Source organism: Acinetobacter sp. CFCC 10889, assembly GCF_003268395.1.
Classification (GTDB): domain Bacteria; phylum Pseudomonadota; class Gammaproteobacteria; order Pseudomonadales; family Moraxellaceae; genus Acinetobacter.
The window spans coordinates 1-24,099 of record NZ_LQXQ01000011.1 but is presented as its reverse complement, the minus strand read 5'-3'; the positions used below and the strand labels follow the sequence as shown (position 1 = coordinate 24,099).

Below are 24,099 nucleotides of genomic sequence, written 5' to 3'. Positions count from 1 at the left end.
TTCATCTTGTCTAAATCTTTCAAACAAAAAAGCACTGAATTCAGTGCCTTTTTTGCATCAATGCAAAATAAAATCAGTCTGCATCCATCATTGAAGCGCTCATACCAACTGTATTAAAGCCTGCATCAACATATAAAATCTCACCCGTAATCCCATTCGCCCAAGGAGAACAAAGGAATAATGCAGCATTACCGACATCTTCAATCGTAACATTACGTTTTAGTGGTGAAATTTTTTCATTCGCATCTAACATTTTACGGAAAGATTTAATCCCTGAAGCCGCCAAAGTACGGATTGGACCTGCTGAAATCGCATTTACACGAATCCCTTCAGCACCTAAGCTAGACGCCAAATAACGTACACCTGCTTCCAAAGATGCTTTTGCCATTCCCATCACATTATAGTTCGGCATGACCGACTCAGAACCTTGATAAGTCAATGTCAATAAGCAACCTTGACGTGCAAGTAATAAAGGTTTTGCCGCACGTGCCATAGCGATAAAGCTATATGCACTGATGTCATGCGCAACTTTAAAGCCATCACGGTCTGTCACATCAGTAAAATCACCATCAAGCGTATGCGCAGGTGCAAAACCAATTGAATGGACTACACCATCCAAGCCATCCCAATGTTTTGCAAGTTCTGCAAATGCATTGTCAATGTCAGCATCTACAGCCACATCACAAGGGAAAACCAAGGTAGAACCAAATTGCTCAGCAAAATCATCTACACGTTTTTTCAGCTTTTCATTTGGATAAGTAAATGCAAGCTCTGCACCTTCACGATGTAATGCTTGTGCAATACCAAATGCGATCGATAATTTACTTGCAATACCTGCGATGAGGAAACGCTTACCTGCCAAAAGTCCTTGTGCCATGAAATTCTCACTTGAATAAGTTTGTATGCATAATGCCAAGAGTTTAATCAGAACAAAATTGCATAATCCACCTTTTTTCAGAACTTTACTCAAATCATAAAAAAATCGCCCATCAAGGACGATTTTTTTGAAATTATAGTGAAATTAAAACTTAGTCATCGCCTTGTAATAAGCTAAACAAACGCATGAATGAATAATACATCCATACCAATGTCGCCAATAATGCGATGCCACATAACCACTCATATGCTTTCGGTGCACGTTGAGCTGCAGCATTTTCAATTAAATCAAAATCTAAGATCAAATTCAGTGAAGCAATCACTGCAACAAAAGCAGCAAAGCCAATGCCTAACCAAGAACTTTCAAAAAGACCTGGAATACTTGAACCAAATGCTAAGTTCATGATGAACTGCACCACAAAAACCAAAGCAATCGCAATCGTTGCAGACATCACTATCGATTTAAATTTTTCAGTCGCACGAATAATTTGGAAACGGTACAAGCCAAACATGACAAAAGTCGTGACAAAAGTTGCCAACAACGCTTGTAACGGCACACCTGGGAATTTCAGTTGGAAAATGACCGATGCACCACCTAAGAATGCACCTTCAAATAATGCATAAGGAATGGCTAACACACGTGCAGTATTGGGTTTAAATGTTGCAACTAAGGCAATAATCAAACCACCAATTGCACCAACCATTGCTGCAGCATACGCCATACCAAAATTTAGGGTGGCAAAACTATAAATAAAAACGCCTACGCCAAGCACAGCAGCAATCACAGTCATTAAGATTGACTTTTGGATTGCACCCTGTACGGTCATCGGCTGACTGTAGTCCGCATGTGTTTCCACACGGGTTAAAATAGGGTTATTACTTTGCATATCTCAACTCATTGTAATATTTAAAATATAAAGGGATTGTAAAACGAAGAATTGTCAAATTGATGTACAGCTTACTTCTTTTTGTAACAAAAGCGAAAATCGTTTGCCGTTACAGTATAACTTAATTTTCAAAAATGCAAAGTGCATAAAAAAGAGGCGATATCGCCTCTTTTTAGGATATAAAACGACCTAATTAATCTTGATTTGAGATAAAGAAATACTGACGATAGTATTTTAACTCTGCAATCGAATCTCGAATATCATCCATTGCTAAATGTGATGCATTTTTCTTTAAACCGCTCATGATCTCAGGACGCCAGCGTTTTGCAAGCTCTTTCACAGACGACACATCCAAGTTACGATAATGGAAATATTGTTCCATTTCAGGCATTAATCGATGTAAAAAACGGCGGTCTTGGCAAATCGAGTTACCACACATTGGTGATGTCTTTGGATTGACCCATTTCTTTAGAAATTCTAAAGTTTGAAGTTCAGCATCACGTGCAGTTAATTTACTGCGGCGTACACGTTCAATCAAACCTGACTGACCATGTTGCTTGGTATTCCACTCATCCATCGCATTTAAAATCAAATCCGACTGATGAACTGCAAGTACAGGACCTTCCGCAAGAATATTCAAGTGATCATCTGTCACAATCGTTGCAACTTCAATAATCTGATCATTGTCAGTGTCTAGACCTGTCATCTCAAGGTCAATCCAAATCAAGCGGGTATCAGGGGTACTGCTGCTCATAAAGTGCAATCTTATTTGACTATAAAACATCAATACTAGCAAATTTCTGACATCTTCGCTGTAATTCATTCGTTCAGCATGTTATTTTTGCTTTCTTATTTTTATGGTTTTTAGGTTATGAATGGCTTTAATTCGTAAACGTCGTTTAACTGAACAGCAACAACGTCGCATTCAGAAACAACATAAAACACGTCAAGAAGAAATCGACACTTCAAATGACCTCGAAGGTCTGGTTGTTCAACATTATGGACGACAACTCGAAGTACAAGCCCTGTCTATTCCAGATCAACATCCTGAAAAACCACACGTGAAAGCGGGCGACCCTGAACCTTTTTGGAAGCCGATTGAATTGGACAGTGTTTGGCGTTGCCATACCCGTACCAATCTCGAATTACTGGTGACGGGCGATAAAGTCAAATGGCAAGCTGATCCCAATACAGGTTTAGGCATTATCACTGCCATTCATCCACGAACATCTTTACTGACCCGCCCTGACCGCTATCATAAAGTCAAACCTGTCGCAGCCAATATCAGTTTAATTGTCATCGTTTTTGCTGTTCTACCTGAACCTGCACCCACATTGGTTGATCGTTATCTGGTGGCATGTGCTGATGCAAATATTCCTGTGCTATTGGTATTGAATAAATCAGATTTATTGAAAGACAATGATCCAATTTTGAACATGTTAAATGAGTACAAAGCCCTAGGTTATGAAGTGCTCATCACACGCTCTGAAGGTGATTTAACTGAACTTCATCAGCGTCTTGATAATGAAACTGTGGCATTTGTTGGACAATCAGGTGTAGGTAAAAGCTCCTTAATCAATGTTATCGTGCCTGATGCTGCACAAAAAACCAATATTATTTCTGAAAACTCAGCACTAGGACAGCACACGACTACATCTACACGTCTAATTCGTTTTGGTGAAAATGGTGCTTTGATCGACTCTCCTGGCATCCGTGAATTTGGGCTTTGGCATTTAGATTTAGAAAAAATAGATGCTGGATTTTCCGACATTGCCAATTTTTTAGGGCATTGCCAATATCGCAATTGCACCCATACGCACGAAAAGCAATGTGCGCTAAAACAAGCAGTTGCTGAAGGTGAAATATTACCTAGACGTTTAGACAGTTATTTGCGCTTAGTTGAAGAAATTACTGAGGCGCAACAAAAAAATTAATTTTCTTTAAATCTAGCCTTGAAGCAGTGATTTTGATCACCATATATATAGGCTATACTCGACACAAATTTTGATTGTAATTAGGTGAATTGTGGAACGTTGGTTTGAGTTTATGGGGAATCACCCCTTCTTATTTGGTGTTTTAGGGGTTCTGATCATTTTGTTCTTCGTATTTGAAGGTCAACGTAGTGGTCGTAAAATCTCGCCTCAATCACTCGGTATTTTAGTGAAAGCAAAAAATGCCATGTTAATCGACTTACGTGATGCCAAAGATTTTAAAGAAGGTCATATCAGCGGTAGTCGCAATATCCCTTACAGCAAAATTACCAGTCATTTGGAAGAGTTAAAAACTGCTGATCGTCCATTGGTCTTTATTTGTAATATGGGTCAAGTTGCAGGCAGCGCATTGCAACAAGTCGGTCATACAGATAGTTACCGCTTAGATGGTGGTATTAGCAACTGGAAAGCCCAAGGCTTACCATTAATCAAAGCAAAATAAGTTTAAGGAGTTGAAAATGACTGCTGATGTAATTGTATATTCTACAGTTTCTTGCCCATATTGCGTTCGAGCAAAACAACTTCTTGAGCGTAAAGGTATTGAGTTTAAAGAAGTTAATCTTTCAAATGAAGCACCTGAAGTTCGTGTAGAACTCATGCAACGTACAAAACACCGTACAGTGCCACAAATTTTTATTAAAGATCAATTCATTGGCGGGTTTGACCAACTTTACGCACTCGAAAAAGCTGGCAAACTTGACGAATTACTCGCTTAATCACTTCATAATATTTAAGGAATATAAAGAATGAGTGAAGAACAACAATCTCAACCACAACTTGCTTTAGAACGTTTATACGCAAAAGACTTATCTTTTGAAGTCCCTGGGGCACAAGTTTTTACTAAAGAATGGCAACCTGAACTCAACATCAACTTGTCTTCTTCTGCTGAAAAAGTTGACCCAACACACTTTGAAGTGTCTTTAAAAGTTGTTGTTCAAGCGAACAATGCTGGCGAAACTGCATTTATCGTAGATGCAACGCAAGCAGGTATTTTCCTGATTGATGGTATTGAAGAAGATCGTCTTCCATACATTTTAGGTGCTTACTGCCCAAACATTTTATTCCCATTCCTTCGTGAAGCGGTGAATGATCTTGTGACTAAAGGCAGCTTCCCACAATTACTACTTACTCCGATCAATTTTGATGCTGAGTTTGAAGCGAATATGGAACGTGCTCAAGCCGCTGCTGCGGAAGGTCAAGCTTAAGCATTTAAGCCACGACTCTACTGAAAAGATCGCTTTATGCGGTCTTTTTTGTTTTGTCTATTAGATTTCATCCAAACTTCACCCCGACTTCACATTTCATCGTGTATAAAAACTTATCATTTTAAAATCAATATTTTCATGCAGCATTGCCATGCCATTTACTCCATTACATTTAGGCTTAGGCGCAAGTTGTAAAGCCATCGGACATAGAAAAATCAGCTTTCTGATCTTTGCAGGCACACAGGTGCTGATAGATCTTGAACCCCTGCTTGGCATGATCTACGGATGGCAATATTTACATTTTTACACGCACAATCTCATCGGTGCTTTGCTGATTGGTGGTCTTGCAACATTGTTGGGCAAACCGATCAGTGAATGGGTATTAAAGCTTTTTCATTATCCTGCATGGCAAATTTCTTGGAAAGTTGCTGCGCTCAGTGCATTTATCGGAAGTTTTAGTCACATTTTCTTGGATGCTTTGATGCATAGTGATATGTATCCATTTTTCCCACTCAGTAAAACACTGTTTTTATCTACCCTTGTGCCTTATTCTGTTATTTTTTATGGCTGTTTAATGGGGTTCGTCATCGGTGGAATTGGCTATTTACTTCGCAAGCCTTAACACTCGGCAAGGTCTCAGGACTCAACAATTGTTCTAAATGTCAAATTAATCCGAGCTGTATGAACTTTTTTCGTGGGTGGTAAACGATGCCACCAATGACGTTGTGTCGTATCTTTCATCAACAATAAACTGCCATTTTGCAAAATAATGTCGATTTTTTCTTTGCTTTGCTTATGTTTAAATGCAAATTTACGTACAGCACCAAAACTGAGTGATGCAATTGCGCCATTCTTTTTTAAATCTTTTTCTCCATCACTGTGCCACGCCATGCCCTCTTCCCCTGAATGATAAAGATTTAATAAACAGGCATTGAATGTTTCACCCGTTTCGGCTTCCACCAACGCTTTTAAAATACGTAATTCAGCTATCCACGGCAGCGCATATTTATGAATATGCGAATAGGTATATTCAAATGCCTGATCGCCATACCATGCCACTTTGCGTTTGGTTGTCAGCTTTTTACCAAAAATAATCGCTTGATCATGTTGCCATGCGATGGTTTGCAGTAGCTTTTCAAAATAAGCATCTGCCTCAGTTTCAGTCAAAATCTGTCCAAAATAATGTACACACCCCTCATAGGGCAAGATATTGGAATGAAGAACACGATTGCTTTCAGTACTTTGCATCACACTGTGCTCCTTCCCAACCGATTATTGCTGTTTTTCGAGCTTTACCCCAATGATATTCACCCAATACACCTGTGGCTTGAATCACACGATGACATGGAATCAAAAATGCGACAGGATTATTGCCAATTGCAGTTCCAACGGCACGGGAGGCTTTTGGATGACCAATATTTTCCGCAAGTGCACCATAAGTTGAGAGTTGCCCCATTGGAATTTTCAGCAGACATTCCCAAACTTTAAGCTGAAAATCTGTCGCTTTTAAATGTAGTTTAATTTGAGGAAAATCTATGGTCTTGGATGAAAATATTGCCAAAGCATGTTGTTGTAATTCATCTGATTGCTGCACAAAATTGGCGTTCGGAAACTGTGCAACCAACGCATTCAAAGCCTCTGTGTCGTTGTCAACAAAAGACATTTTACAAATGCCTTTATTGGTCGAAGCAATTAACACTTGACCAAATGGCGTATCCACAAACTGATAATGAATGCTCAAATGTTCTCCGCCATTTTTATATTCAGCAGGGGTCATACCTTCGATTTGCACAAACAATTCATGCAGGCGACTGATACTGGATAATCCTGTTTCAAAGGTCGCATCAAAGACACTTCGCTCTTGCTTCAAGATATTTTTGGCATGTGTCAAACTGATATATTGCAAAAATTTCTTAGGACTGATTCCCGCCCATTCAGTAAATAAACGCTGAAAATGAGCAGGACTTAAATGCAAATATGCCGCAACCTCATCCAAATTTGGCTGATCTTTAAAATTACATTGGATATATTCAATGGCTTTACGAATACGTTCAAACTGAATCTGTGCTTGCATCATATTTTCCCTCTTTTCTGATTTTAAGTTATCAGGAATAGCAAGGCGAAAATATCCGAATCATGCGCAGTTTTGCATATTTTCATGACATAAAAAAACCGCATCTCAATGCGGTTTGATCAATCTTCATAGACTTAACGATACAATTTATGCCCTTGATCTCGAATCGCAGCAATTTTCTTAGCTTCTTCTTTGGCTTGCGCCAACTTACCTACCTGTGCAAGTGCTTTGGTTTGATCAATTTCAGCAATCAATTGATCATATAACTGTGTTGATGTTGGGGCTTTAGCATCCTGTTGCCCTTTCAGTTTTATTTTTTGCGCTTCTACTGCGGCAGCACGCATATTGTCCAAAGCTTTGATGGCATCATTTTGATTTGTGGTTTTATTGAAAGTTTTGAAGTTTTTAGCAAGGATTTCCATGTGCCCTTCAAGTGCACCACCTGCGAAACTGATCGTGCTGAAACTGCATACTGAAACAAGCATTAACGTGGCTAAAGTTTTTTTGATCATTGTTATATCCTTTGAAAAACTGTGGCTGATTAAACTGATTGGATTGTAAACAAAGTTTATGTCATTCCGATTGACTTGAATGCCAAATTTACACTGTGCTGAGATTTTTATACCATAAAAAATGCAACGAAATCGTTGCATTTTGCTGTTTAAACGTCAGTTAAACAGGATCTATTTCATGATGTAGTGCATCGTGAATGGCTTCTACCAACTGCTGTGCGATTTCCTGTTTCGAGGCTTTTTCAAGATCACGCTTTTCCAATTGGTATTGGTCTGCAAAAAATACTGTCATGGCATTAAGATCCGAAGCAAAACCAATATCAGCACGGGAAACATCATTACAGGCAATCATATCGAGCTTTTTCGCAACCAATTTTCCTGCTGCATATTCTTCAACATTACGGGTTTCTGCGGCAAAACCCACCATAAATGGACGTTTTTCCTGTTGTGCAATGGTTGCCACAATATCAGGATTTTTAATCAGAGATACATGCAACTCATCGCCTGCTTTTTTGATCTTATGTTCAGCCACTTCCGCAACACGATAATCCGCTACCGCAGCTGTCGCAATGAAAATATCACAACCTTCTTCAAGCTGATGCAGGCTTTCATCCAACATTTTGATGGCTGATGAGACATTGATACGTTTCACACCATTTGGGGTATCCAAACTGACAGGACCTGCCAATAATGTCACTTTTGCCCCTGCTGTATAGCAGGCTGCTGCAATCGCAAAACCCATTTTCCCTGTACTGTGATTGGAAATATAACGTACAGGATCAATGGCTTCACGGGTCGGACCTGCGGTAATGGTGACACGTTTACCTGCCAATAAACCAAATTTTTCAGCAAGCGCACGCTGAGCTTGATGGAAATAATCTTTGACTTGATCCGCTAAATCTTCAGGCTCAGGCATACGCCCCAAGCCCACATCACCACACGCTTGCGAGCCTGCATCAGGCATGATCACATGCACGCCATCTTCAACCAAGGTATTTAAATTGCGCTGAGTTGGCTTGGCAGCCCACATTTGCTGATTCATGGCTGGTGCAACCCAAACGGGTGCTTTGGTCGCCAAATACAACGTACTGAGCAAGTCATCTGCCAAACCTGCGGCAAACTTGGCAATGGTGTCACAACTTGCAGGTGCTACAAGGAGCAAATCCGCCCAACGAGCCAACTCAATATGCCCCATTCCCGCTTCAGCTTCTGGGTTTAACAATTCAGTATGGACTGGATTGCCCGACAACGCCTGAAAGGTTAAAGGGGTAATAAAAGCTTGCGCACCATGGGTCATCACCACACGCACATTAAAACCGTAATCCTTTAAACGGCGGACGAGAATTGCACTTTTATATGCAGCAATTCCGCCTGTGACAGCGAGAATAATATTTTTATTGGAAAACACACTAAGATCGAAACTCACGATCAGGTCACCTTTCTGTTGCAGTGGCGCTCACAATATCATTAAATATTACAGATCCCAAGACATTCACATGGGAAAATTGAAAAGTAAAATAAATTAAAACAGCCAATAACAAAACAGTAAATAACAAGGAATAATAATGAACAATGCCCATAAACCCGCTTCGATAAAGCAATGGCCTGAACAAGAACGTCCACGGGAACGTTTACTGAATCAAGGTGCAGAAAGCTTATCCGATGCTGAACTTTTGGCGATATTTCTGCGTTCAGGTTCAAAACAGCATTCGGCTGTCGAATTGGCACGGATACTGATTCAGCATTTTGGGCATTTAAATGCAGTATTTGATGCAAGCCTTGAGGATCTCAGCCAATTTCACGGCATTGCAGAAACCAAATATAGCCAACTCATGGCAGTCAAAGAGCTTGGTCGGCGTTATCTCAAACAACAACTTTATCAAGGGATGGATTTAAGCCGCTCTGATCTGATTCAGGACTATTTACGTTATGAGTTGATTGGAGAACAGCAGGAAGTATTTGCAGTACTGTGTTTAGACAGTCAGTTACGTAAACTCAGCTTCAAAAAACTATTTTATGGTTCAACCAATTATTGCAACATTTCCATCAATCAATTGCTGCGTTATGTCATACAAAAACAAGCGAGTTTTATTGTCATCACCCATAATCATCCCAAGGGTCTGGCACAACCTTCCGATGCAGATCATCTGCTTACACAGGAGATTTTAAAAGCCTGTCAGCTTGTTGAAATACAACTGCTTGATCATATTATTGTGGCAGCTACACAAAATTATTCATTTGCTGAACATCAACAAATCATCACTACGGATTTTGTACCAAATCATATTGACAAGAGTGTTTAATGTGAGGAAGATCATACAAAAATAACAGATTCGACTTACATGATTGTTCGGGAACAAAACGACACTTTTAAACTACTTTTTTCATGGCGTGGCACGATTTTACCCAAAGTTTTACCACCATTAGGCTTTGTCATGCTGATCTCTGCCATTGTCGGTGGCATCGAATACACAGGTTTATATCGTTTTCCTGAATTACCATTGGTAGGTTTTACGCTAATCGGTGTAGTACTTTCGATTTTTTTAGGTTTTAAGAATACTGCCTGTTATGACCGTTGGTGGGAAGCACGTAAACTCTGGGGCATGTTGATCGCTAATGCTCGACATTTTGACCGTGACTGTCGTATGTTTCCACAAGGTCGACGTGAAAGAATCATCCAACATGTTATTGTATTTGCAAATGTTTTACGAGACCGCCTCCGTCATCAAACTGCCAGTCCTGATGCTTTGGTTGAAACTAGTGGCATGAGCCAACAAGCACTCAAACAACTCTATCAGCAAGCCAATGCCCCTCAATACACCTTGAGCTTGATCCAATGGGAGCTGATGCAAGCCCTGAAAGAAGGTGAAATTTCCGATATTATTTATGCGCAATTGAATGAACATGTCAATGAGCTAAGTCTTGTGCAAACAGGTTGTGATCGGATCGCCACTACACCTTTACCCTTTGCATATTCTGTTTTGCTCAATCGTACTGTGTATTTTTTCTGTTTTATGTTGCCATTCAGTTTAGGCTCATTATTGGGTTTAGCAACACCGCTTTTAGTTGGGATTTTAGCCTATACTTTTTTAGGTTTGGATGCTTTAAGTAGTGAAATCGAAGAACCTTTTGGTACACAAAGTAATGACTTACCTTTGGATGCGATGGTACGTACCATTGAAATCGAGTTATTAGGGACTTTAGGTAAACCTACACCGCCACCGATTCAGGCACAGGATCATAATTTGTTGTGATTTTTTAAATATTATTCAAATCGTCAATTTAGGAAAAAGAATGTATCCAAGTGGAATCGATTGCGTGTGGATTGCAGTAGATCAAACAGGAATGCTTGGAGCATTTATCACTGCGGGTGAAGGCGAAATTTCTTTAAATGCCATTCAATCCACAATAATAAACTTTATAGAACTTGAGGAAAAAATTTTACAATTTCCCATTTCCAGCTTAGCCCATTTAACAACTTCTGTTCCCTATCCCAATGAGTTTATCGCAATCGCTGAACGTGGATTTTTTGTTTATGATTGGACGGATAAAAATAGATATGAATTAGTATGTATTCCTAAAACACCACTTCATTTAAAACAATTACCCCATCAATACATGACTTATTTACAAGCATTAAAGTTAAAACATTCATTATTTCAAAGCACAACAACAATAAATATCAATCTAGAATTTGATCAAGTTATCTATGCATCACATCATTAATTTACGCTTTACCCTAAAATTAACACTCAATTATCTAAAATACTCCCAAATGCCCACTTGCCCATCGTGAACACGAGGAATATTGCCCAGTTTAATCCAAGGCATGTGGCTACCATGAAAATCACTGCCCACGGATACTTTTAAATCAAACTGCTCAATCATGCGATCGACCATTTGTCGGGTCGATAACGTTTCTATCGCAGGCGGAAGTTCTACAGCATCACCACCAAACTGAGCAAAAATTTCAATCAAATAACGAATATTAGTGGCTGATAAATCATAACGTGTTGGATGTGCCAAAACAGCAAAGCCTTGGCTATCATGAATAACTTTGATGGTTTCTTCTAAACCTAAACCATCAAACTTCACATAGGCTTTTTTGCCTTCCTTAATATATTTGTCAAAAGCTTGTTGTGCACGACTGACGATGCCCTTTTCCACCAATGTTTTAGCGATATGAGTTCGTGTCACCCGATCTGCCTCACCATCTACCATCAACAAAACATCAGGATAAATATCTTGCCCAATCAAAGGCAACAGTAATTGACAAATTTTTTCTGAACGTTCTGCCCGTATACGTTTCTGTTCAGCGAGAACTCTCTCAAGTGGCTCAGGATTTTGCATATTTAAAGCGACAATATGCACACCATAGCTTTTTTTTGTTGCAGGACGTGACCATTGACTGGATATTTCCACACCTGAAATCAATTGCATCCCTAGATTTTCAGCACAAGTTCTCGCACGTGCCACGCCATCCATCGTATCGTGGTCAGTAAGTGCAAAGGTCTTTATTCCCAATGCATGTGCTGCTTCAAGCAATTCTTCAGGCGTAAGTGTGCCATCTGAAATATTACTATGCGTATGTAAATCGACACCAATCATTGTTTGTATTATGCTAAGTCACCAAAATTTGATGACTCTACTGTAGCATGAAAGCGCTATTTGATTATTTACCAATTATTATCTTCTTTTATTTTTATAAAACGACAGATCCTAAAGATAGCCATCACCCACTCTTAGAATTGGTGGGAAGTACAGGCAATGTTGACCAAAACCATATTTTAGTGGCGACTTGTGCTTTATTAATTTCAACCTTAGTGGTTTATGGTTGTTTATTCTTTGCACAAAAATTCAGACTCGAAAAAATGCAATGGTTTATTGTCATTATGTCAGTGATTTTTGGGGGAATTACCCTTGCTTTTAGTGATGTCACTTATATCAAACTCAAAGCAGTTATCTTAAATTTAGGCATTGGCATTGGCTTTTTAGTCACACCTTTCTTCAATAAAGAACGTTTACCGATTATTCAAAAAATGTTAGGTTCGATGCTTGAACTGACTCGCCAAGGTTGGATGCGTTTGAACTGGGCATGGTGTGGTCAATTTTTCTTATTAGCAGGCTTACATTACTTTTTTGGTTTCTTGTATATGGATGGCAAATATTGGGGCGAATTTACCGCTTTTGGCGATATTATCGTATCCTTGAGCTACCTTGCTGTTATACTATTTTGCTTGCGAAAACATTTTAAATCTTCAGAGTAAATCAGGTCTTTTCCATGCCTTTATTTGTGATTACCTGTACCGACCAAGACGGTACAGTTGAAAAACGTCTTGCTGTTCGTCCTCAACATTTAGCACGTTTAGAAAAATTAGATGCCGAAGGTCGTGTGATTGTAGCAGGTGCAATGCCTAAGGATCGTGAAAATCCACAAGCAGGTTTTTATGGTAGCACCATGATTTTAGATTTTGAAAGTCGTGAAGCCTTAGATGAATGGTTGAAAGATGAACCTTTTGTCAAAGAAGGTGTGTATAGCCACGTTGATGTGAAACCATTTAACAAAGCTCTACCAAAAGGATAAGCCAATGCGTGTTGTTGTCCAAAGTTTATTGGGTTTTTCTTTACTCTGTTCCTCTGTCGTATCCGCAGAACCAACAGCTACAACACCAACAAATAATCCTGCACAAGTTGCTGCGGCAACGCCACCTCCAAAACCCTCTATTTTACCAGCGGTTGCAGGTGCAAATGCGATTGTACAAAATCAAGCGCAATCACAGGAAAATAAGCCTTTAACCGCAGAACAGATTATTAAAGAGAAAGCCTCACAAGATGCCAAAGTTAAAGCCTTGGTCAAAGACCAAGCCACGCGCTTACAGCAACTTGAAAAAGCCAATTTAGAAGCATTATCACAGAATCAAGAATTACAATTAAAAAATGATAATCTTGGTGTACAAGTTCAAGTTTTACAAAGCGAACAAAGTGCGCAAATGTTTTTATACGGCGCAGCAACCATTGCTGTTGGTGTATTGTTAGGCTTCTTGATCGCAAGTTATATCTATACGAAACGTCGTCGTCAGTGGTAAACCACTGACTTCTCCGCTCTAATTTAAGCTTTCTATTTAAAACTTCAAAAGGTACATCACATTGCCAAATACCATTCAAACTGCTGACTTGGATTGGCAATGCGTTGATGGAATTGACATTCCGATTTCTAAACAATTTGGCGATGTCTATTTTTCCAAAGACAATGGACTGCTTGAAACTCGCCATGTATTTTTAAATGGTAATGATCTTTCGACTCGTTTAGCGGATTTACAGGCTTTTGAATACTTTACAGTGGCTGAAACAGGTTTCGGCACGGGTTTAAATATTTTAGCCTTATGGCAACTTTGGCAACAAGTACGCCCGAATAATCACAGCCATTTACATGCCATCAGTGTCGAAAAATTTCCCTTATCTAAAGCAGATTTGATTCGAGCTTTAAATGTTTGGGATGAACTCAAACCCTTAGCAGATCAACTGATTCAGCAATATCCTTTGCCCATTGCAGGTTGTCATCGTCTAAATTTTCCAAATGAACGCTTCTCGATTGATTTATGGCTCGGTGACGCACAAGACATTTTTCCGATTATTCCAAAAACTGCACCTGTCAATGCATGGTTTTTAGATGGTTTTGCGCCCTCTTGCAATCCTGATATGTGGCAAGAAAATGTGTTAAATCATATTGTTCGTCTATCTGATCTTGAAACAACATTTGCCTCATTTAGTGTTGCGGGCGTGCTTAAACGTGGTTTAAAACAACATGGAATTTCTATTTCACGTCCAAAAGGTTTTGGACATAAACGGGAAATGTTGAAAGCGATTTGGCTTAAACCAGAGGTGCAAGTAGAAAAATTCACGGCTGAAAATCCGCATGAAGCGAGTGAAAACCAAAATTCAACACCCCAAGAAATTGAACACGCATCTAGTTTACAATTTAAACAACGCCATATCGCGATCATAGGCGCAGGAATTGCGGGTTTAAGCTCTGCATGGGCATTTGCTCAACGTGGACATCAAGTGAGCATTTACGACCAATCAGCGCCATTGTCAGGTGCTTCGGGTAATCCCCTTGCGCTCCTGAATCCTAAACTCAGCCCGATTGCGCAAAGTGCAGACCATCTGATGACTTTGTCATGGCAATTTGCACAGCATTATTATCCTCAATTTAAAGCTTTTCGTGCGATTTCAGTACAACAGCTGATTCAAAAAAATCCGCAAGAAGCTTTGGATCTAGTCACAGAATATTCTCCTGATGTTTTACAGCACTTTTCTGCTGAACAATTAGACCTGAAAACAAACTATTCCAGTGTACAACTAAAACATGCAGGAGCAATTTCACCACAGCAATTGTGTGATCAAATCCTTGCGCATGATTTGATTGATTTTAAAATCGCACAAATTGAACACTGTCAAAAATTGGACAATGCACAAGTTCAACTTTTAGATACTGATCAAAATATCTTAGGAGCATTTGATCATGTTGTCGTGTGCTGTGCACGTGAAAGTCAGCGCTTCTTTTCTCATTATCCCCGTTTAAGAGCGATTCGAGGACAAGTGAGCTGGCTGAAAAATACTGGATTACAATTAAATCCCAAACAAGCTTATAGTTTTGGTGGTTATTGTATGCAACTCGATGCTGAGCATTTGATTTTAGGCGCATCATTTCACCCTGAACGAGATGATACAGCAGTTGAATATGCCGATCATGTGCATAACTATGAACTTATCCACACTGCTTTCCCTGACTATGCAAAATCATTGCCTAAAATCGACAATTGGCACGGTCGTGCCTCTGTCCGTGCACAAACACTGGATTATTTTCCTGTACTCGGCAAAGGTGTGGATGATTTAGAAATGTATACCTTTGCGGGTTTAGGCTCGAAAGGCTTTTTATTTGCACCACTGTGTAGTGAAATCTTGGCAGCATTGGTTTTAAATGAGGCTTGTCCGATCTCAGAAAACTTATTGAATACGCTTAGCTCTGCTCGTGGTCGAAAAAAGGTTCGAGTTCGTAAACCCTACTATCAAGCACCATAACTTTAGTTTTATATTTTTCTAAATGCGCATTTTATTCAAAAAACCTTTTCCCAATGCCAAAAAAAGCGCCTTACGGCGCTTTTCTTTATGCTTCTTGCTCTAAAGGCAAGCCTGCGTCACGTGCTGCACGTGTACCCCCCATAAGCACAACATAATCACGAGAACTATCCAAGCCCTCCAATTTTTCTGCTGCACGAGGTGCTTTACTACCGCCACCACATAAAATGTAAATGGACTGATCCGAATCCACTTGAGTTAAGCTGTCCGCTGATAAACTGTCAATGGGCTGATTTACAGCACCTTTAACATGCCCTTCTGCAAAGGCTTTAGCGTCACGAACATCCCAGATCACTGCATTTTCTGGGAACTCAAATGTTGTAATTTCTTGTTTACGGATCATTGCGCACTCCTTTGATGTAAACAACACTTGGCAAATGAAGAAAACATCCCTAGCATCTCAGATATTCTTTCCCTTTGTAAAGGTCTAAACCATGCCATCTTTCGATATTGTTTCAGAATTAGAGATTTTTGAAGTAAATCACGCTGTTCAGAACACCCAAAAAGAGATTGCGACTCGCTTTGACTTCCGTGGTCAAGATGTTTCGATTGAAATTAATGAAAAAAATAAGGAAATTAAAATTTCCACTGAAAGTGATTTCCAGTGTGAACAAGTTTATAGCATGCTTGAAAATCATTTCTTTAAACGCAAAATTGACATCCAAGCACTTGATCCACAAAAAATGACTGCTTCAGGTAAAAATGTGATCCAAGTCATCAAACTTAAAGATGGTCTTGACTCTGATACTGCAAAAAAAATTAATAAAGCCATTAAAGAAAGTGGTGTCAAAGTGCAATCATCTATTCAAGGTGACAAAATTCGTGTAACTGATAAAAAGCGCGATACTTTGCAACAAGTCATGGCTTTTTTAAAAGAACAACAGTTTGGTGTCCCACTCCAATTTAACAATTTTAAAGACTAAGGTCTTTCACATCGGGATTCATATGACTCAGACCAACCGTTTAGCAAAAATCGTCAAAGCAACGTCTAAATTACCTTCTGGTATTCGTAGTACCGTATTAAGCAAAGCGTTTGGTCGAGTCGTCCCGATGGTGGGAACGGCAAAACTACGTTATATCGATATCACCCCATCACGTGTCGAAGTTAAACTTGAAAATAACAAAAATATGCAAAACCATATCGGGCAAGCGCATGCCTGTGCGATGGCATTAGTTGCGGAAACTGCAACAGGTTTTGTGACAGGTATGAACATTCCTGATTCATGTATCGTACTCATTAAACACATGAATATTCAATTTAAACGTCCATCCAAAGGCGGGTTAACTGCGATTGCAACGTTGACTGAAGAACAGCGCAAACTGATGCAAGACACAGGAAAAGGCGAAACTGTAGTGGCTGTGACTGTTACAGATGAATCTGGACAAGAGCCGATTATTTGTGAAATGTTATGGGCATGGGTTGCAAAGTCTCAGTTAAAATCTAATAAATGAAAAATCAAAAAATGTAAATAAAACTTACTTTTAGGTAAGCTTAGATTTTACTAAATTCCTCAAATTCAGTGACGATAACACACTGTAAATTCTTAATATAAACACTCAAGATGATGTTTCTAAAACAATCATCTTGAGAACATCATGTTAAAATCTCTTTTAAAAAAGACACTCATTTCTAGTGTTATTTTACTACCATTATTCGTGACTGCGTGTAGCCAAAGTCCAATTCAAAATTCTCAATCTACAACCGCAAATACAATTACAACAAACATAAACATTGCAGAAAAAAATAAAAAAATCGTCACAGATTTCTATGAGGGTGTTTTTATCAAGCACCAAGTGCAAGAATATTCAGACCGTTATATTGGCAACCAATATATCCAGCATAATCCACATGTCCCTGATGGCAAAGCACCTTTTGTGAACTATTTTACAGGCTATTTTAAAGAAAATCCGCAAGCAAAAAATGTCATCAAACGTGCAATTGCTGAAGGTGATTTGGTGGTTTTACATGTGCACTCAAGTCAAAATGCCCAAGATCGTGGTGAAGCCATTGTCGATATTTTTAGAGTTGAAAATGGTAAAATTGTGGAGCATTGGGATGTACAACAAGAGATTCCTGAACCAAGTGCCAATACGAATACTATGTTTTAAATGATTATTTTCAACATTTAAAAATAAAAAATCCCAAGCGCTGTTGGGATTTTTATTTTACGATTTAAGCAAAGTTAAACACTTTGTGATGCCGCATATTTCACTTTCACATCTTCAGGAATTTGACGCTTGTTCCCCGCGACATCGACTGCAACAAAGGTAAATACACCCTCTGTTACGCGTTTAGGCGAACGAGAACTGTCATGGCTATCCCACACTTCGATTTGCATTTGAATCGAGGTATTTCCCACTTTCAATATCTTTGTATAACAACTAATTACATCACCCACTTTCACAGGGACTAAGAATGTCATCTGATTAATCGAGATCGTTGCACAACGTCCCTTACTAAAACGTTCTGCGTGAATTGCACCTGCCAAATCCATTTGTGAAACAATCCATCCACCAAAGACATCACCACTCCAGTTGGTATCCGCAGGCATTGCGATGGTTTGAAGGGAAAGCGTACCTTCAGGTTTTACATGAGAATCTGACACATGAACTCCAAATTGGTCAATTAACGGAAAAAGATTTTAACTGCTCATCTAACCAATCTTGTAACTGGCTAGAACGTAAAGCACCACTTATTCTAGCAATTTCTGTGGTTTTATTCATTAAAACCAGTGTAGGAATACTACGAACATTAAATGCACTGCTTAGACGAGGGTTTGCTTCAGTATCAATTTTGCCAAAAACGACATGCGGATTATGACTCGCCACTTCAGCAAAATGCGGTGCCATCATTTTACAAGGACCACACCAGTCCGCCCAAAGATCAATTAATATAGGTAAATCACTATTGCTGATAAAACTACCAAAATTTTGTTCATTGAGCTCAATTGGTGCCAATGGAATCAAATTTTCATGACATTTTCCACATGTTGGCTGTGCATTCAATTTGTCATCTGGGATTCGATTTTTAGCACCACATGACGGACATATAATGATCATCTAGCTCACTCCAATATGTTGATGTAAGAACTCTAATTGGGTCAAAATTGCTTTTTCCAACCATTTCCCATGATAAATATCATAATGTGACATGTTCCATTCATAATATTGTACAAATGGTGCGATATTGGTTGCTGTTTCACGACTTGACTCGATCGGAACAACATTGTCTTTTTTTGCAGCAATAAACAACACAGGAATGTTAATACTTCTCACCGTTTGAATTGGACGATAACGAATGAGATTAAAAAACACCCGTGCAGGAACTTCACCACTCCAATAGTAATCAGGATTCACTATCGACATATAACCGTTATAACTTTCTTTGGTTGGAATAAAACATAAGCTAAAAGGGTGTACCACAGGCAATGTCTTGGGTTGCATGCCTATTTTTGAACTCATATAGTCTTGGCTAGAAAGTTTCAAGGCTTTAGGTAGATAGTGGATTGGGTACAATTTGGCAGTTTCAGCGCCATCCACGAAAGGAATTTGCACTATCACTGCTTGAATATTTTTAACTTCAGAAGCAAGTGTTAAAACATAACCACCACTTAAAGACGTTCCCCATAGTATAATTTTTTTGTGGTTAATACATTTTTTACCACTGACATAGCTAATCACTGTTTTCCAATCTTCTAATTGATCAGTCAAAGTAATTTGCTCACGTGGATTTCCTGTGCTCCCACCCCAATAACGATAATCAAATAACACTACCGCATAGCCTGCTTGAGCAAAGCGTTTGGCATATTCAATCAATCGGAATTGTCTTAAGGCTGCAAATCCATGCGCCATCACAATTACAGCTGGTTTTTTTATATTTTTAGGTTTATAAAAATCAGCAGCAATCACCTCCTGACCGCTTGGCACATACAGTGGTTCGACTGTATAAGCGTACATAGGCACTCCATTTCGTTATCTTTTGTTGGTTTTATCTTATAAATCTGCTTCAGCATTGAATTGTAATGCAAAGCTTAATGCTATGATAATAGCATAGTTTTTTACAATATTTAGGAATGACATTATGAGTGAAAATGTAGGATTTGCAGGTCAAATTGGTCCTGAACATATTTCTCAAGTGGTTGAGAAAGGTTTTAAGTCTGTCATTAATAACCGTCCTGATATGGAAGGTGGGGCTGAGCAACCAACAAGTGCACAAATTGAAGAAGCTGCGCGCACTGCTGGCATAGACTATGTTTATCAACCAGTTGTCGCAGGTCAAATTTCTGAAGTCGATGTGCGTACTTTTGCCAATCACTTTAATGAACTTCCAAAACCTGTTTTGATGTTCTGCCGTACAGGTAATCGCTCAAATAATCTCTACCAACTCGCAAAACAAATGGATCTTTTGGACGACTAATTTGTACTGTGGTTAAAGATTTGATCTATAAATACATTGTGTAATTTATCTAAAAAATACAAGAAAGTTTATAGGTCAATTTTTTCTATATTTATTTTTTCACATCAATAATACTTCATATCTCTCCTTAAATTCACAATAAAAATAACGATTTACAACAGACGCACTCCTTGAAACACTCTATGATTATTTTAATATCTTTAGTTTCGCATTGTTTTAGGATTGGAAATTATGAATAAATTTTTCTTAGTTATATTGTGTTGTTTAAGCCTAGCAGCATGTAGTTCGATGAATGTTAAACCAACTGTCGGTGTAAGTATGGGTACTTCCATTTAGTTTGAATAAAAAAACAGCGCCGAAGCGCTGTTTTTTTTAAACTTATTTATAATTAGAACAAGTACTAATATCTGTACCATATGGACTTTCTTGATCTGGACGCCATTTACCATCTTGATTATCAACATCATCATCTGCTACTGGCGGCATGAATGATAGTGCTGTTTTATTATCTTTAGTTGAAACTACTGTTGATGCTGTTAAATTTACTCTCAGCCAATTTGAATAATTACGACCATAACGGACTTTAAATGAGAACTGTCCTTGAGCATCTGTCACAAAACTTCCAGTTGTTCCTAAAATAGAATTATCTGCTGCTAAAATAGAAATTGGATTTGGGAACTCACTACTTGGGCACTCAATAAAAGTCGTTATACGTTTTGGCTCTTTATTTTCATAAATTGTGTAACTACGAGACCAACCTAACGTACTATACCAACCCCACACTCCACTACCATCTGCACCATAACTAAAATCTCTTACCCAATTAAATTGACCTTTATAGAAGCGATCCAAATCAAGTGAAATACTAATTTTCTGGTTAGCAATCGGATTTCCTGCACTATCAACTACAGACGCTGAAAATTCTTTATAATAATTTGTATTATCCCCAGTAACTTTTAAAATGTTATGGTTTTGACCAATTGTAATAAATGCTGATTGAGTAGAAACTGTTAAGAGTAAGTTTTTAGAATAAACTGGTAAAGGAGCAGATGCATTGCTCGCTATTGCCTGAATTTCAACACCACCACCAAGCGTTTGTGCAGAACCTGCTGTATAAATAACAGTTGCTCGTCCAGATGAATCTGTTATTGCATAAGGTTGTGAAATACGACCATTTGAAGAGGTATCTTTCAATACCTTAAAATTAACTTTCGTATTAGGAATAGGAGTTCCATTTTTATCTTTAACAAGTGCTATTACTTTTGTACTTGCACCAGGAGCTAAAACACTTGCTTCGGATTGAATACTTACAGTTTCAGGAGCACCAGCACTAATTTGTTGCCCGATATAAAGAATATCATTACCAAATTGGGCTGATATAGTTGCTATTGCAGCAATTTTACCAACTAAGGTAGCAGAGGCTTCTCCTACCCATTTTCCATTTTCTTGTCGAATATTTGTAATAATTGCTGTAGGTGTTACAGTACCATTTGTTGTTTCAAAATTTACTTTTTTACCAACTAAAGCCTCTTGAGTTGCAGCATTCACTTTAACTTTAATAACCTTACTTTCACCAACACCCACAGGAGTAGAGTTAGATAGTATTTGTAAAACATTATTTGCAACATTAGCAACCAAAGTTATACCGCCTGCAGAAAGTAGATTAGACACTCCTTGATTTTGCCCATCTATTGTAATTTTACCTACAAGCTCAAGTTTCTTATTCGCAGTATTACTAATTTGAGCATAAGGAATACTAAATATAGCACTTCCAGTAATATCCGTTATAATTGGTGCAAATATTTCCTTACCTTGAGCATCTACTAAAGATGCTTTTGCACCATTTAAAGCTTTCCCTGACGAATCTACCGCTTTAACAGTAACCTTTGCTGTTTGACCTTCTTCAAGTAAATTCAAATCTGATGATATCGAAACCACTGTTCCATTTACTTGTATTTCAATTTCTTGTTTAACCTTACCTGAAGTTACAATAACTGTAATTGTGCGATTCATCTTCAAGTTAAGATTAGAGCCACCAACTAACACCAAATCTGTTGTTACAATGCCTTTTTCATCACTTACCATTGAAGTTGGAGTACTAAAACTAGCACCAGCATTTTGAGCATCGACTATTTCAAGCTTTACACCTGCTTGTGGAACAACCCCCCCACTTTTATCCAATGTTCGAATTGTTAAAGTCATTGAATCAGTTGTACCTGCATTTAAATTGCTTTTGCTTTGACCAACTGATAGTAATTCAGCACTAGCAGCTACTGGAGTTGTAGGTGTAGTCGTAGAACCACCTCCAGTACTTCCCCCATCAAAATAACCATCGCTACCACCACCACCACAGCTTGCTAACAAAATAGAAATTGTTATCGCTGATAACTTTAAGCCAACCTTATTATTTGTCATTTGTATCCCCAAAACCCTACGGTTAGTTTTTAGTAAATTTGTAATTAAAATCCGCCCTATGTAACCATAATTCACGTTTTGTGTAAATAATGATATATAGATAATGATCATTTAAATGTCTTTTTTATCAGATAGGAATTCACAAATGTTAGATCTCATCATCATCGGTGCAGGAACAGCGGGTATTGCTGCCTATAAAGAAGCGATTAAATACACACAAAATCTTTTAATTATTAATGATGGACCTTGGGATACAACCTGTGCACGTATTGGTTGTATGCCAAGTAAAGTACTGATTTCAAGTGCCAATCGTTTATATGACATTCAACATGCAAATGAAGTTGCATTGAACATCGAAATAAAAATAGATACGTCTCAAATCATGCCTCATGTCCGTCAACTGCGAGATCGCTTTACAAGAGCAACGCTGAGAGATGTAGAGCGTTGGGATCCAACACATAAAATCAATGGCAAAGCCAAATTCATTAATGCCAGTACAATTGAAGTCAATCAGCAACTATTTCAAGCCAAAAGCTTTATTATTGCAGTAGGTTCAACACCAAGTTTTGATCGTGCATGGAAACAGGAACTTGAAGAACGCCTTATTACTTCAGATCAGATTTTTGAATTAGCACAACTTCCTCAATCTATCGCCGTCATTGGCAGTGGTGTTATTGCCATTGAATTAGCACAAGCAATGCAACGTTTAGGTGTCGCAACTACCATTTTTGCACGCAGTAAAAAAGTGGGTTCACTGTCTAGCCCACAATTACAAGTCTTGGCGCAACAAGTTCTTTCTCAAGAACTTAATATTTTATTTGAAACATTGCCTCAACGAGTTGAAAAAACACCAAATGGTGTAAAAATCCATTATCAATATGCAAATGAAAATAGAATTTTAGAAACCGATTATCTGCTTGTTGCAACAGGAAGACAGTCTTTGCTGAGTACATTATCCCTTGAAAATATTGATAAAAAATATCAAGATCTGAAAAAACTCCCAATTCATCCCGAATATAAACAACTTGAAGAGTTACCCATTTTTGTGGTTGGTGATGCATTTACCAACACCCCGATTCAACACGAAGCTGCACAAGAAGGGAGAATGGCTGTACATAATTGCTTAAATCTTTCAAAAATCAGGAATATAAAAACATTTACCCCGCTTGGAATTATGTTTAGCTCCCCTGAAATGGCGAGTGTCGGGCAAAATTATCAGACACTCAAAGCACAAAATATCGATTTTGTGACAGGATTTGTATCCTATGAAAAACAGGGGCGTGCTTTAGTTTTAGGTAAAAATAAAGGCGCGATAGAAGTGTATGTAGACAAAAATTCAAGAAAGCTTTTAGGTGCTGAATTATTTGTAGAATCCGCAGAACACATGGCACATCTACTCTCTTGGATGATCGGTGAAGAGTTAACAATTGATGATATTCTTAAAAAACCCTTTTACCATCCAACACTAGAAGAAGGATTACGTACTGCATTGAAACATGCAAGAAGACAACTACTATAATATAGTGTTAAATCAATGTGGATTATGAGCTTCTATTGAATAAGAGAAGCTCTTTTTATCTAAA

General features: G+C 38.4%; 30 protein-coding genes. 17 read left to right on the top strand and 13 right to left on the bottom strand.

Features of this window, described 5'->3' with window-relative positions; genetic code table 11:
• Positions 1–73: 73 nt before the first annotated feature.
• From AVJ19_RS05670 to orn, 3 genes are all read right to left on the bottom strand, one after another.
• A complete protein-coding gene (locus tag AVJ19_RS05670; protein WP_111858808.1) occupies positions 74–877 on the bottom strand; it encodes an enoyl-ACP reductase FabI in 804 nt (267 codons plus the stop codon).
• A 151-nt stretch (positions 878–1,028) separates the two neighbouring features.
• Complete coding sequence (locus AVJ19_RS05665) at positions 1,029–1,763, bottom strand: Bax inhibitor-1/YccA family membrane protein (RefSeq protein ID WP_111858807.1); 735 nt, start codon at positions 1,761–1,763, stop codon at positions 1,029–1,031.
• 193 nt (positions 1,764–1,956) lie between these two features.
• A complete protein-coding gene (gene orn, locus AVJ19_RS05660; RefSeq protein ID WP_171334167.1) occupies positions 1,957–2,517 on the bottom strand; it encodes an oligoribonuclease in 561 nt (186 codons plus the stop codon).
• A 121-nt stretch (positions 2,518–2,638) separates the two neighbouring features.
• On the opposite strand from orn, the gene rsgA reads away from it, so the two are divergent.
• From rsgA to AVJ19_RS05635, 5 genes are all read left to right on the top strand, one after another.
• Positions 2,639–3,697 (top strand): small ribosomal subunit biogenesis GTPase RsgA, encoded by a 1,059-nt coding sequence (gene rsgA, locus AVJ19_RS05655; protein WP_111858805.1) that lies wholly within the window; start codon positions 2,639–2,641, stop codon positions 3,695–3,697.
• Positions 3,698–3,788: 91 nt separating this feature from the next.
• A complete protein-coding gene (locus tag AVJ19_RS05650) occupies positions 3,789–4,196 on the top strand; it encodes a rhodanese-like domain-containing protein (RefSeq protein ID WP_111858804.1) in 408 nt (135 codons plus the stop codon).
• Between the two features lie 16 nt (positions 4,197–4,212).
• Positions 4,213–4,470, top strand: a complete 258-nt coding sequence (grxC, locus tag AVJ19_RS05645; RefSeq protein ID WP_065993522.1) for a glutaredoxin 3 — start codon at positions 4,213–4,215, stop codon at positions 4,468–4,470.
• A 30-nt stretch (positions 4,471–4,500) separates the two neighbouring features.
• Complete coding sequence (gene secB / locus AVJ19_RS05640; protein WP_111858803.1) at positions 4,501–4,959, top strand: protein-export chaperone SecB; 459 nt, start codon at positions 4,501–4,503, stop codon at positions 4,957–4,959.
• A gap of 151 nt (positions 4,960–5,110) precedes the next feature.
• A complete protein-coding gene (locus tag AVJ19_RS05635) occupies positions 5,111–5,581 on the top strand; it encodes a hydrolase (protein ID WP_111858802.1) in 471 nt (156 codons plus the stop codon).
• A gap of 14 nt (positions 5,582–5,595) precedes the next feature.
• Here the strand turns inward: AVJ19_RS05635 and AVJ19_RS05630 are convergent, their stop codons facing one another.
• The 4 genes from AVJ19_RS05630 to coaBC all read right to left on the bottom strand — a co-directional run bounded on the left by AVJ19_RS05630 (position 5,596) and on the right by coaBC (position 8,971).
• Positions 5,596–6,207: an alpha-ketoglutarate-dependent dioxygenase AlkB family protein gene (locus AVJ19_RS05630; RefSeq protein ID WP_111858801.1), complete on the bottom strand. Its 612-nt coding sequence runs from the start codon at positions 6,205–6,207 to the stop codon at positions 5,596–5,598.
• Entirely contained in the window at positions 6,194–7,033 is an 840-nt protein-coding gene (locus AVJ19_RS05625; RefSeq protein ID WP_111858800.1) for a methylated-DNA--[protein]-cysteine S-methyltransferase, read from the bottom strand. Before AVJ19_RS05625 ends, AVJ19_RS05630 begins: the two co-directional genes overlap by 14 nt.
• Positions 7,034–7,167: 134 nt before the next feature.
• Positions 7,168–7,545, bottom strand: coding sequence for a cytochrome b562 (locus AVJ19_RS05620; protein WP_111858799.1), 378 nt, complete (start codon positions 7,543–7,545; stop codon positions 7,168–7,170).
• 160 nt (positions 7,546–7,705) lie between these two features.
• The gene (gene coaBC / locus AVJ19_RS05615; protein ID WP_111858798.1) at positions 7,706–8,971 is read right to left on the bottom strand and encodes a bifunctional phosphopantothenoylcysteine decarboxylase/phosphopantothenate--cysteine ligase CoaBC; all 1,266 of its coding nucleotides are present in this window, start codon (positions 8,969–8,971) and stop codon (positions 7,706–7,708) included.
• Positions 8,972–9,110: 139 nt separating this feature from the next.
• Between coaBC and radC the strand changes: the two genes are divergently transcribed.
• From radC to AVJ19_RS05600, 3 genes are all read left to right on the top strand, one after another.
• Complete coding sequence (gene radC, locus AVJ19_RS05610) at positions 9,111–9,848, top strand: RadC family protein (RefSeq protein ID WP_111858797.1); 738 nt, start codon at positions 9,111–9,113, stop codon at positions 9,846–9,848.
• A gap of 39 nt (positions 9,849–9,887) precedes the next feature.
• The gene (locus AVJ19_RS05605; protein WP_111858796.1) at positions 9,888–10,799 is read left to right on the top strand and encodes a bestrophin family protein; all 912 of its coding nucleotides are present in this window, start codon (positions 9,888–9,890) and stop codon (positions 10,797–10,799) included.
• A gap of 64 nt (positions 10,800–10,863) precedes the next feature.
• Positions 10,864–11,271 (top strand): hypothetical protein, encoded by a 408-nt coding sequence (locus AVJ19_RS05600; RefSeq protein WP_162626543.1) that lies wholly within the window; start codon positions 10,864–10,866, stop codon positions 11,269–11,271.
• Positions 11,272–11,301: 30 nt separating this feature from the next.
• Here AVJ19_RS05600 and AVJ19_RS05595 read toward each other — a convergent pair whose 3' ends face one another.
• Positions 11,302–12,153, bottom strand: a complete 852-nt coding sequence (locus AVJ19_RS05595) for a PHP domain-containing protein (RefSeq protein WP_111858794.1) — start codon at positions 12,151–12,153, stop codon at positions 11,302–11,304.
• A 47-nt stretch (positions 12,154–12,200) separates the two neighbouring features.
• Here AVJ19_RS05595 and AVJ19_RS05590 point away from each other — a divergent pair, with 47 nt between their 5' ends.
• The 4 genes from AVJ19_RS05590 (at position 12,201) to mnmC (ending at position 15,627) form a co-directional block, all read left to right on the top strand.
• Entirely contained in the window at positions 12,201–12,812 is a 612-nt protein-coding gene (locus tag AVJ19_RS05590; protein WP_111858793.1) for an inner membrane-spanning protein YciB, read from the top strand.
• 14 nt (positions 12,813–12,826) lie between these two features.
• On the top strand, positions 12,827–13,129 hold the full coding sequence (locus AVJ19_RS05585; protein WP_065993513.1) for a YciI family protein: 303 nt from the start codon (positions 12,827–12,829) through the stop codon (positions 13,127–13,129).
• A gap of 4 nt (positions 13,130–13,133) precedes the next feature.
• Positions 13,134–13,631, top strand: coding sequence for a hypothetical protein (locus tag AVJ19_RS05580; RefSeq protein WP_111858792.1), 498 nt, complete (start codon positions 13,134–13,136; stop codon positions 13,629–13,631).
• Positions 13,632–13,692: 61 nt separating this feature from the next.
• Positions 13,693–15,627 carry an FAD-dependent 5-carboxymethylaminomethyl-2-thiouridine(34) oxidoreductase MnmC gene (gene mnmC, locus AVJ19_RS05575; protein WP_111858791.1) on the top strand — a complete coding sequence of 645 codons (1,935 nt, stop codon included), beginning with the start codon at positions 13,693–13,695 and terminating at the stop codon, positions 15,625–15,627.
• An 85-nt stretch (positions 15,628–15,712) separates the two neighbouring features.
• Here mnmC and AVJ19_RS05570 read toward each other — a convergent pair whose 3' ends face one another.
• Positions 15,713–16,027 carry a rhodanese-like domain-containing protein gene (locus AVJ19_RS05570; protein WP_111858790.1) on the bottom strand — a complete coding sequence of 105 codons (315 nt, stop codon included), beginning with the start codon at positions 16,025–16,027 and terminating at the stop codon, positions 15,713–15,715.
• Between the two features lie 91 nt (positions 16,028–16,118).
• Between AVJ19_RS05570 and AVJ19_RS05565 the strand changes: the two genes are divergently transcribed.
• The 3 genes from AVJ19_RS05565 (at position 16,119) to AVJ19_RS05555 (ending at position 17,793) form a co-directional block, all read left to right on the top strand.
• Positions 16,119–16,607: a YajQ family cyclic di-GMP-binding protein gene (locus tag AVJ19_RS05565; protein WP_111858789.1), complete on the top strand. Its 489-nt coding sequence runs from the start codon at positions 16,119–16,121 to the stop codon at positions 16,605–16,607.
• Positions 16,608–16,629: 22 nt separating this feature from the next.
• Positions 16,630–17,136 carry a DUF4442 domain-containing protein gene (locus AVJ19_RS05560; RefSeq protein ID WP_111858788.1) on the top strand — a complete coding sequence of 169 codons (507 nt, stop codon included), beginning with the start codon at positions 16,630–16,632 and terminating at the stop codon, positions 17,134–17,136.
• A 144-nt stretch (positions 17,137–17,280) separates the two neighbouring features.
• Positions 17,281–17,793, top strand: a complete 513-nt coding sequence (locus AVJ19_RS05555) for an ester cyclase (protein ID WP_111858787.1) — start codon at positions 17,281–17,283, stop codon at positions 17,791–17,793.
• Between the two features lie 74 nt (positions 17,794–17,867).
• On the opposite strand, the gene AVJ19_RS05550 is transcribed toward AVJ19_RS05555, so the two are convergent.
• The 3 genes from AVJ19_RS05550 to AVJ19_RS05540 all read right to left on the bottom strand — a co-directional run bounded on the left by AVJ19_RS05550 (position 17,868) and on the right by AVJ19_RS05540 (position 19,641).
• A complete protein-coding gene (locus AVJ19_RS05550) occupies positions 17,868–18,236 on the bottom strand; it encodes an acyl-CoA thioesterase (RefSeq protein WP_416240570.1) in 369 nt (122 codons plus the stop codon).
• Between the two features lie 70 nt (positions 18,237–18,306).
• The gene (gene trxC / locus AVJ19_RS05545) at positions 18,307–18,744 is read right to left on the bottom strand and encodes a thioredoxin TrxC (protein ID WP_111858785.1); all 438 of its coding nucleotides are present in this window, start codon (positions 18,742–18,744) and stop codon (positions 18,307–18,309) included.
• A complete protein-coding gene (locus AVJ19_RS05540) occupies positions 18,745–19,641 on the bottom strand; it encodes an alpha/beta hydrolase (RefSeq protein ID WP_111858784.1) in 897 nt (298 codons plus the stop codon).
• Between the two features lie 124 nt (positions 19,642–19,765).
• On the opposite strand from AVJ19_RS05540, the gene AVJ19_RS05535 reads away from it, so the two are divergent.
• Entirely contained in the window at positions 19,766–20,101 is a 336-nt protein-coding gene (locus AVJ19_RS05535; protein WP_111858783.1) for a TIGR01244 family sulfur transferase, read from the top strand.
• A gap of 378 nt (positions 20,102–20,479) precedes the next feature.
• Here the strand turns inward: AVJ19_RS05535 and AVJ19_RS05530 are convergent, their stop codons facing one another.
• Positions 20,480–22,627 (bottom strand): Ig-like domain-containing protein, encoded by a 2,148-nt coding sequence (locus AVJ19_RS05530; RefSeq protein WP_228203297.1) that lies wholly within the window; start codon positions 22,625–22,627, stop codon positions 20,480–20,482.
• Between the two features lie 34 nt (positions 22,628–22,661).
• Here AVJ19_RS05530 and AVJ19_RS05525 point away from each other — a divergent pair, with 34 nt between their 5' ends.
• On the top strand, positions 22,662–24,035 hold the full coding sequence (locus AVJ19_RS05525; RefSeq protein ID WP_111858781.1) for a dihydrolipoyl dehydrogenase: 1,374 nt from the start codon (positions 22,662–22,664) through the stop codon (positions 24,033–24,035).
• The last annotated feature ends 64 nt before the right edge of the window (positions 24,036–24,099 follow it).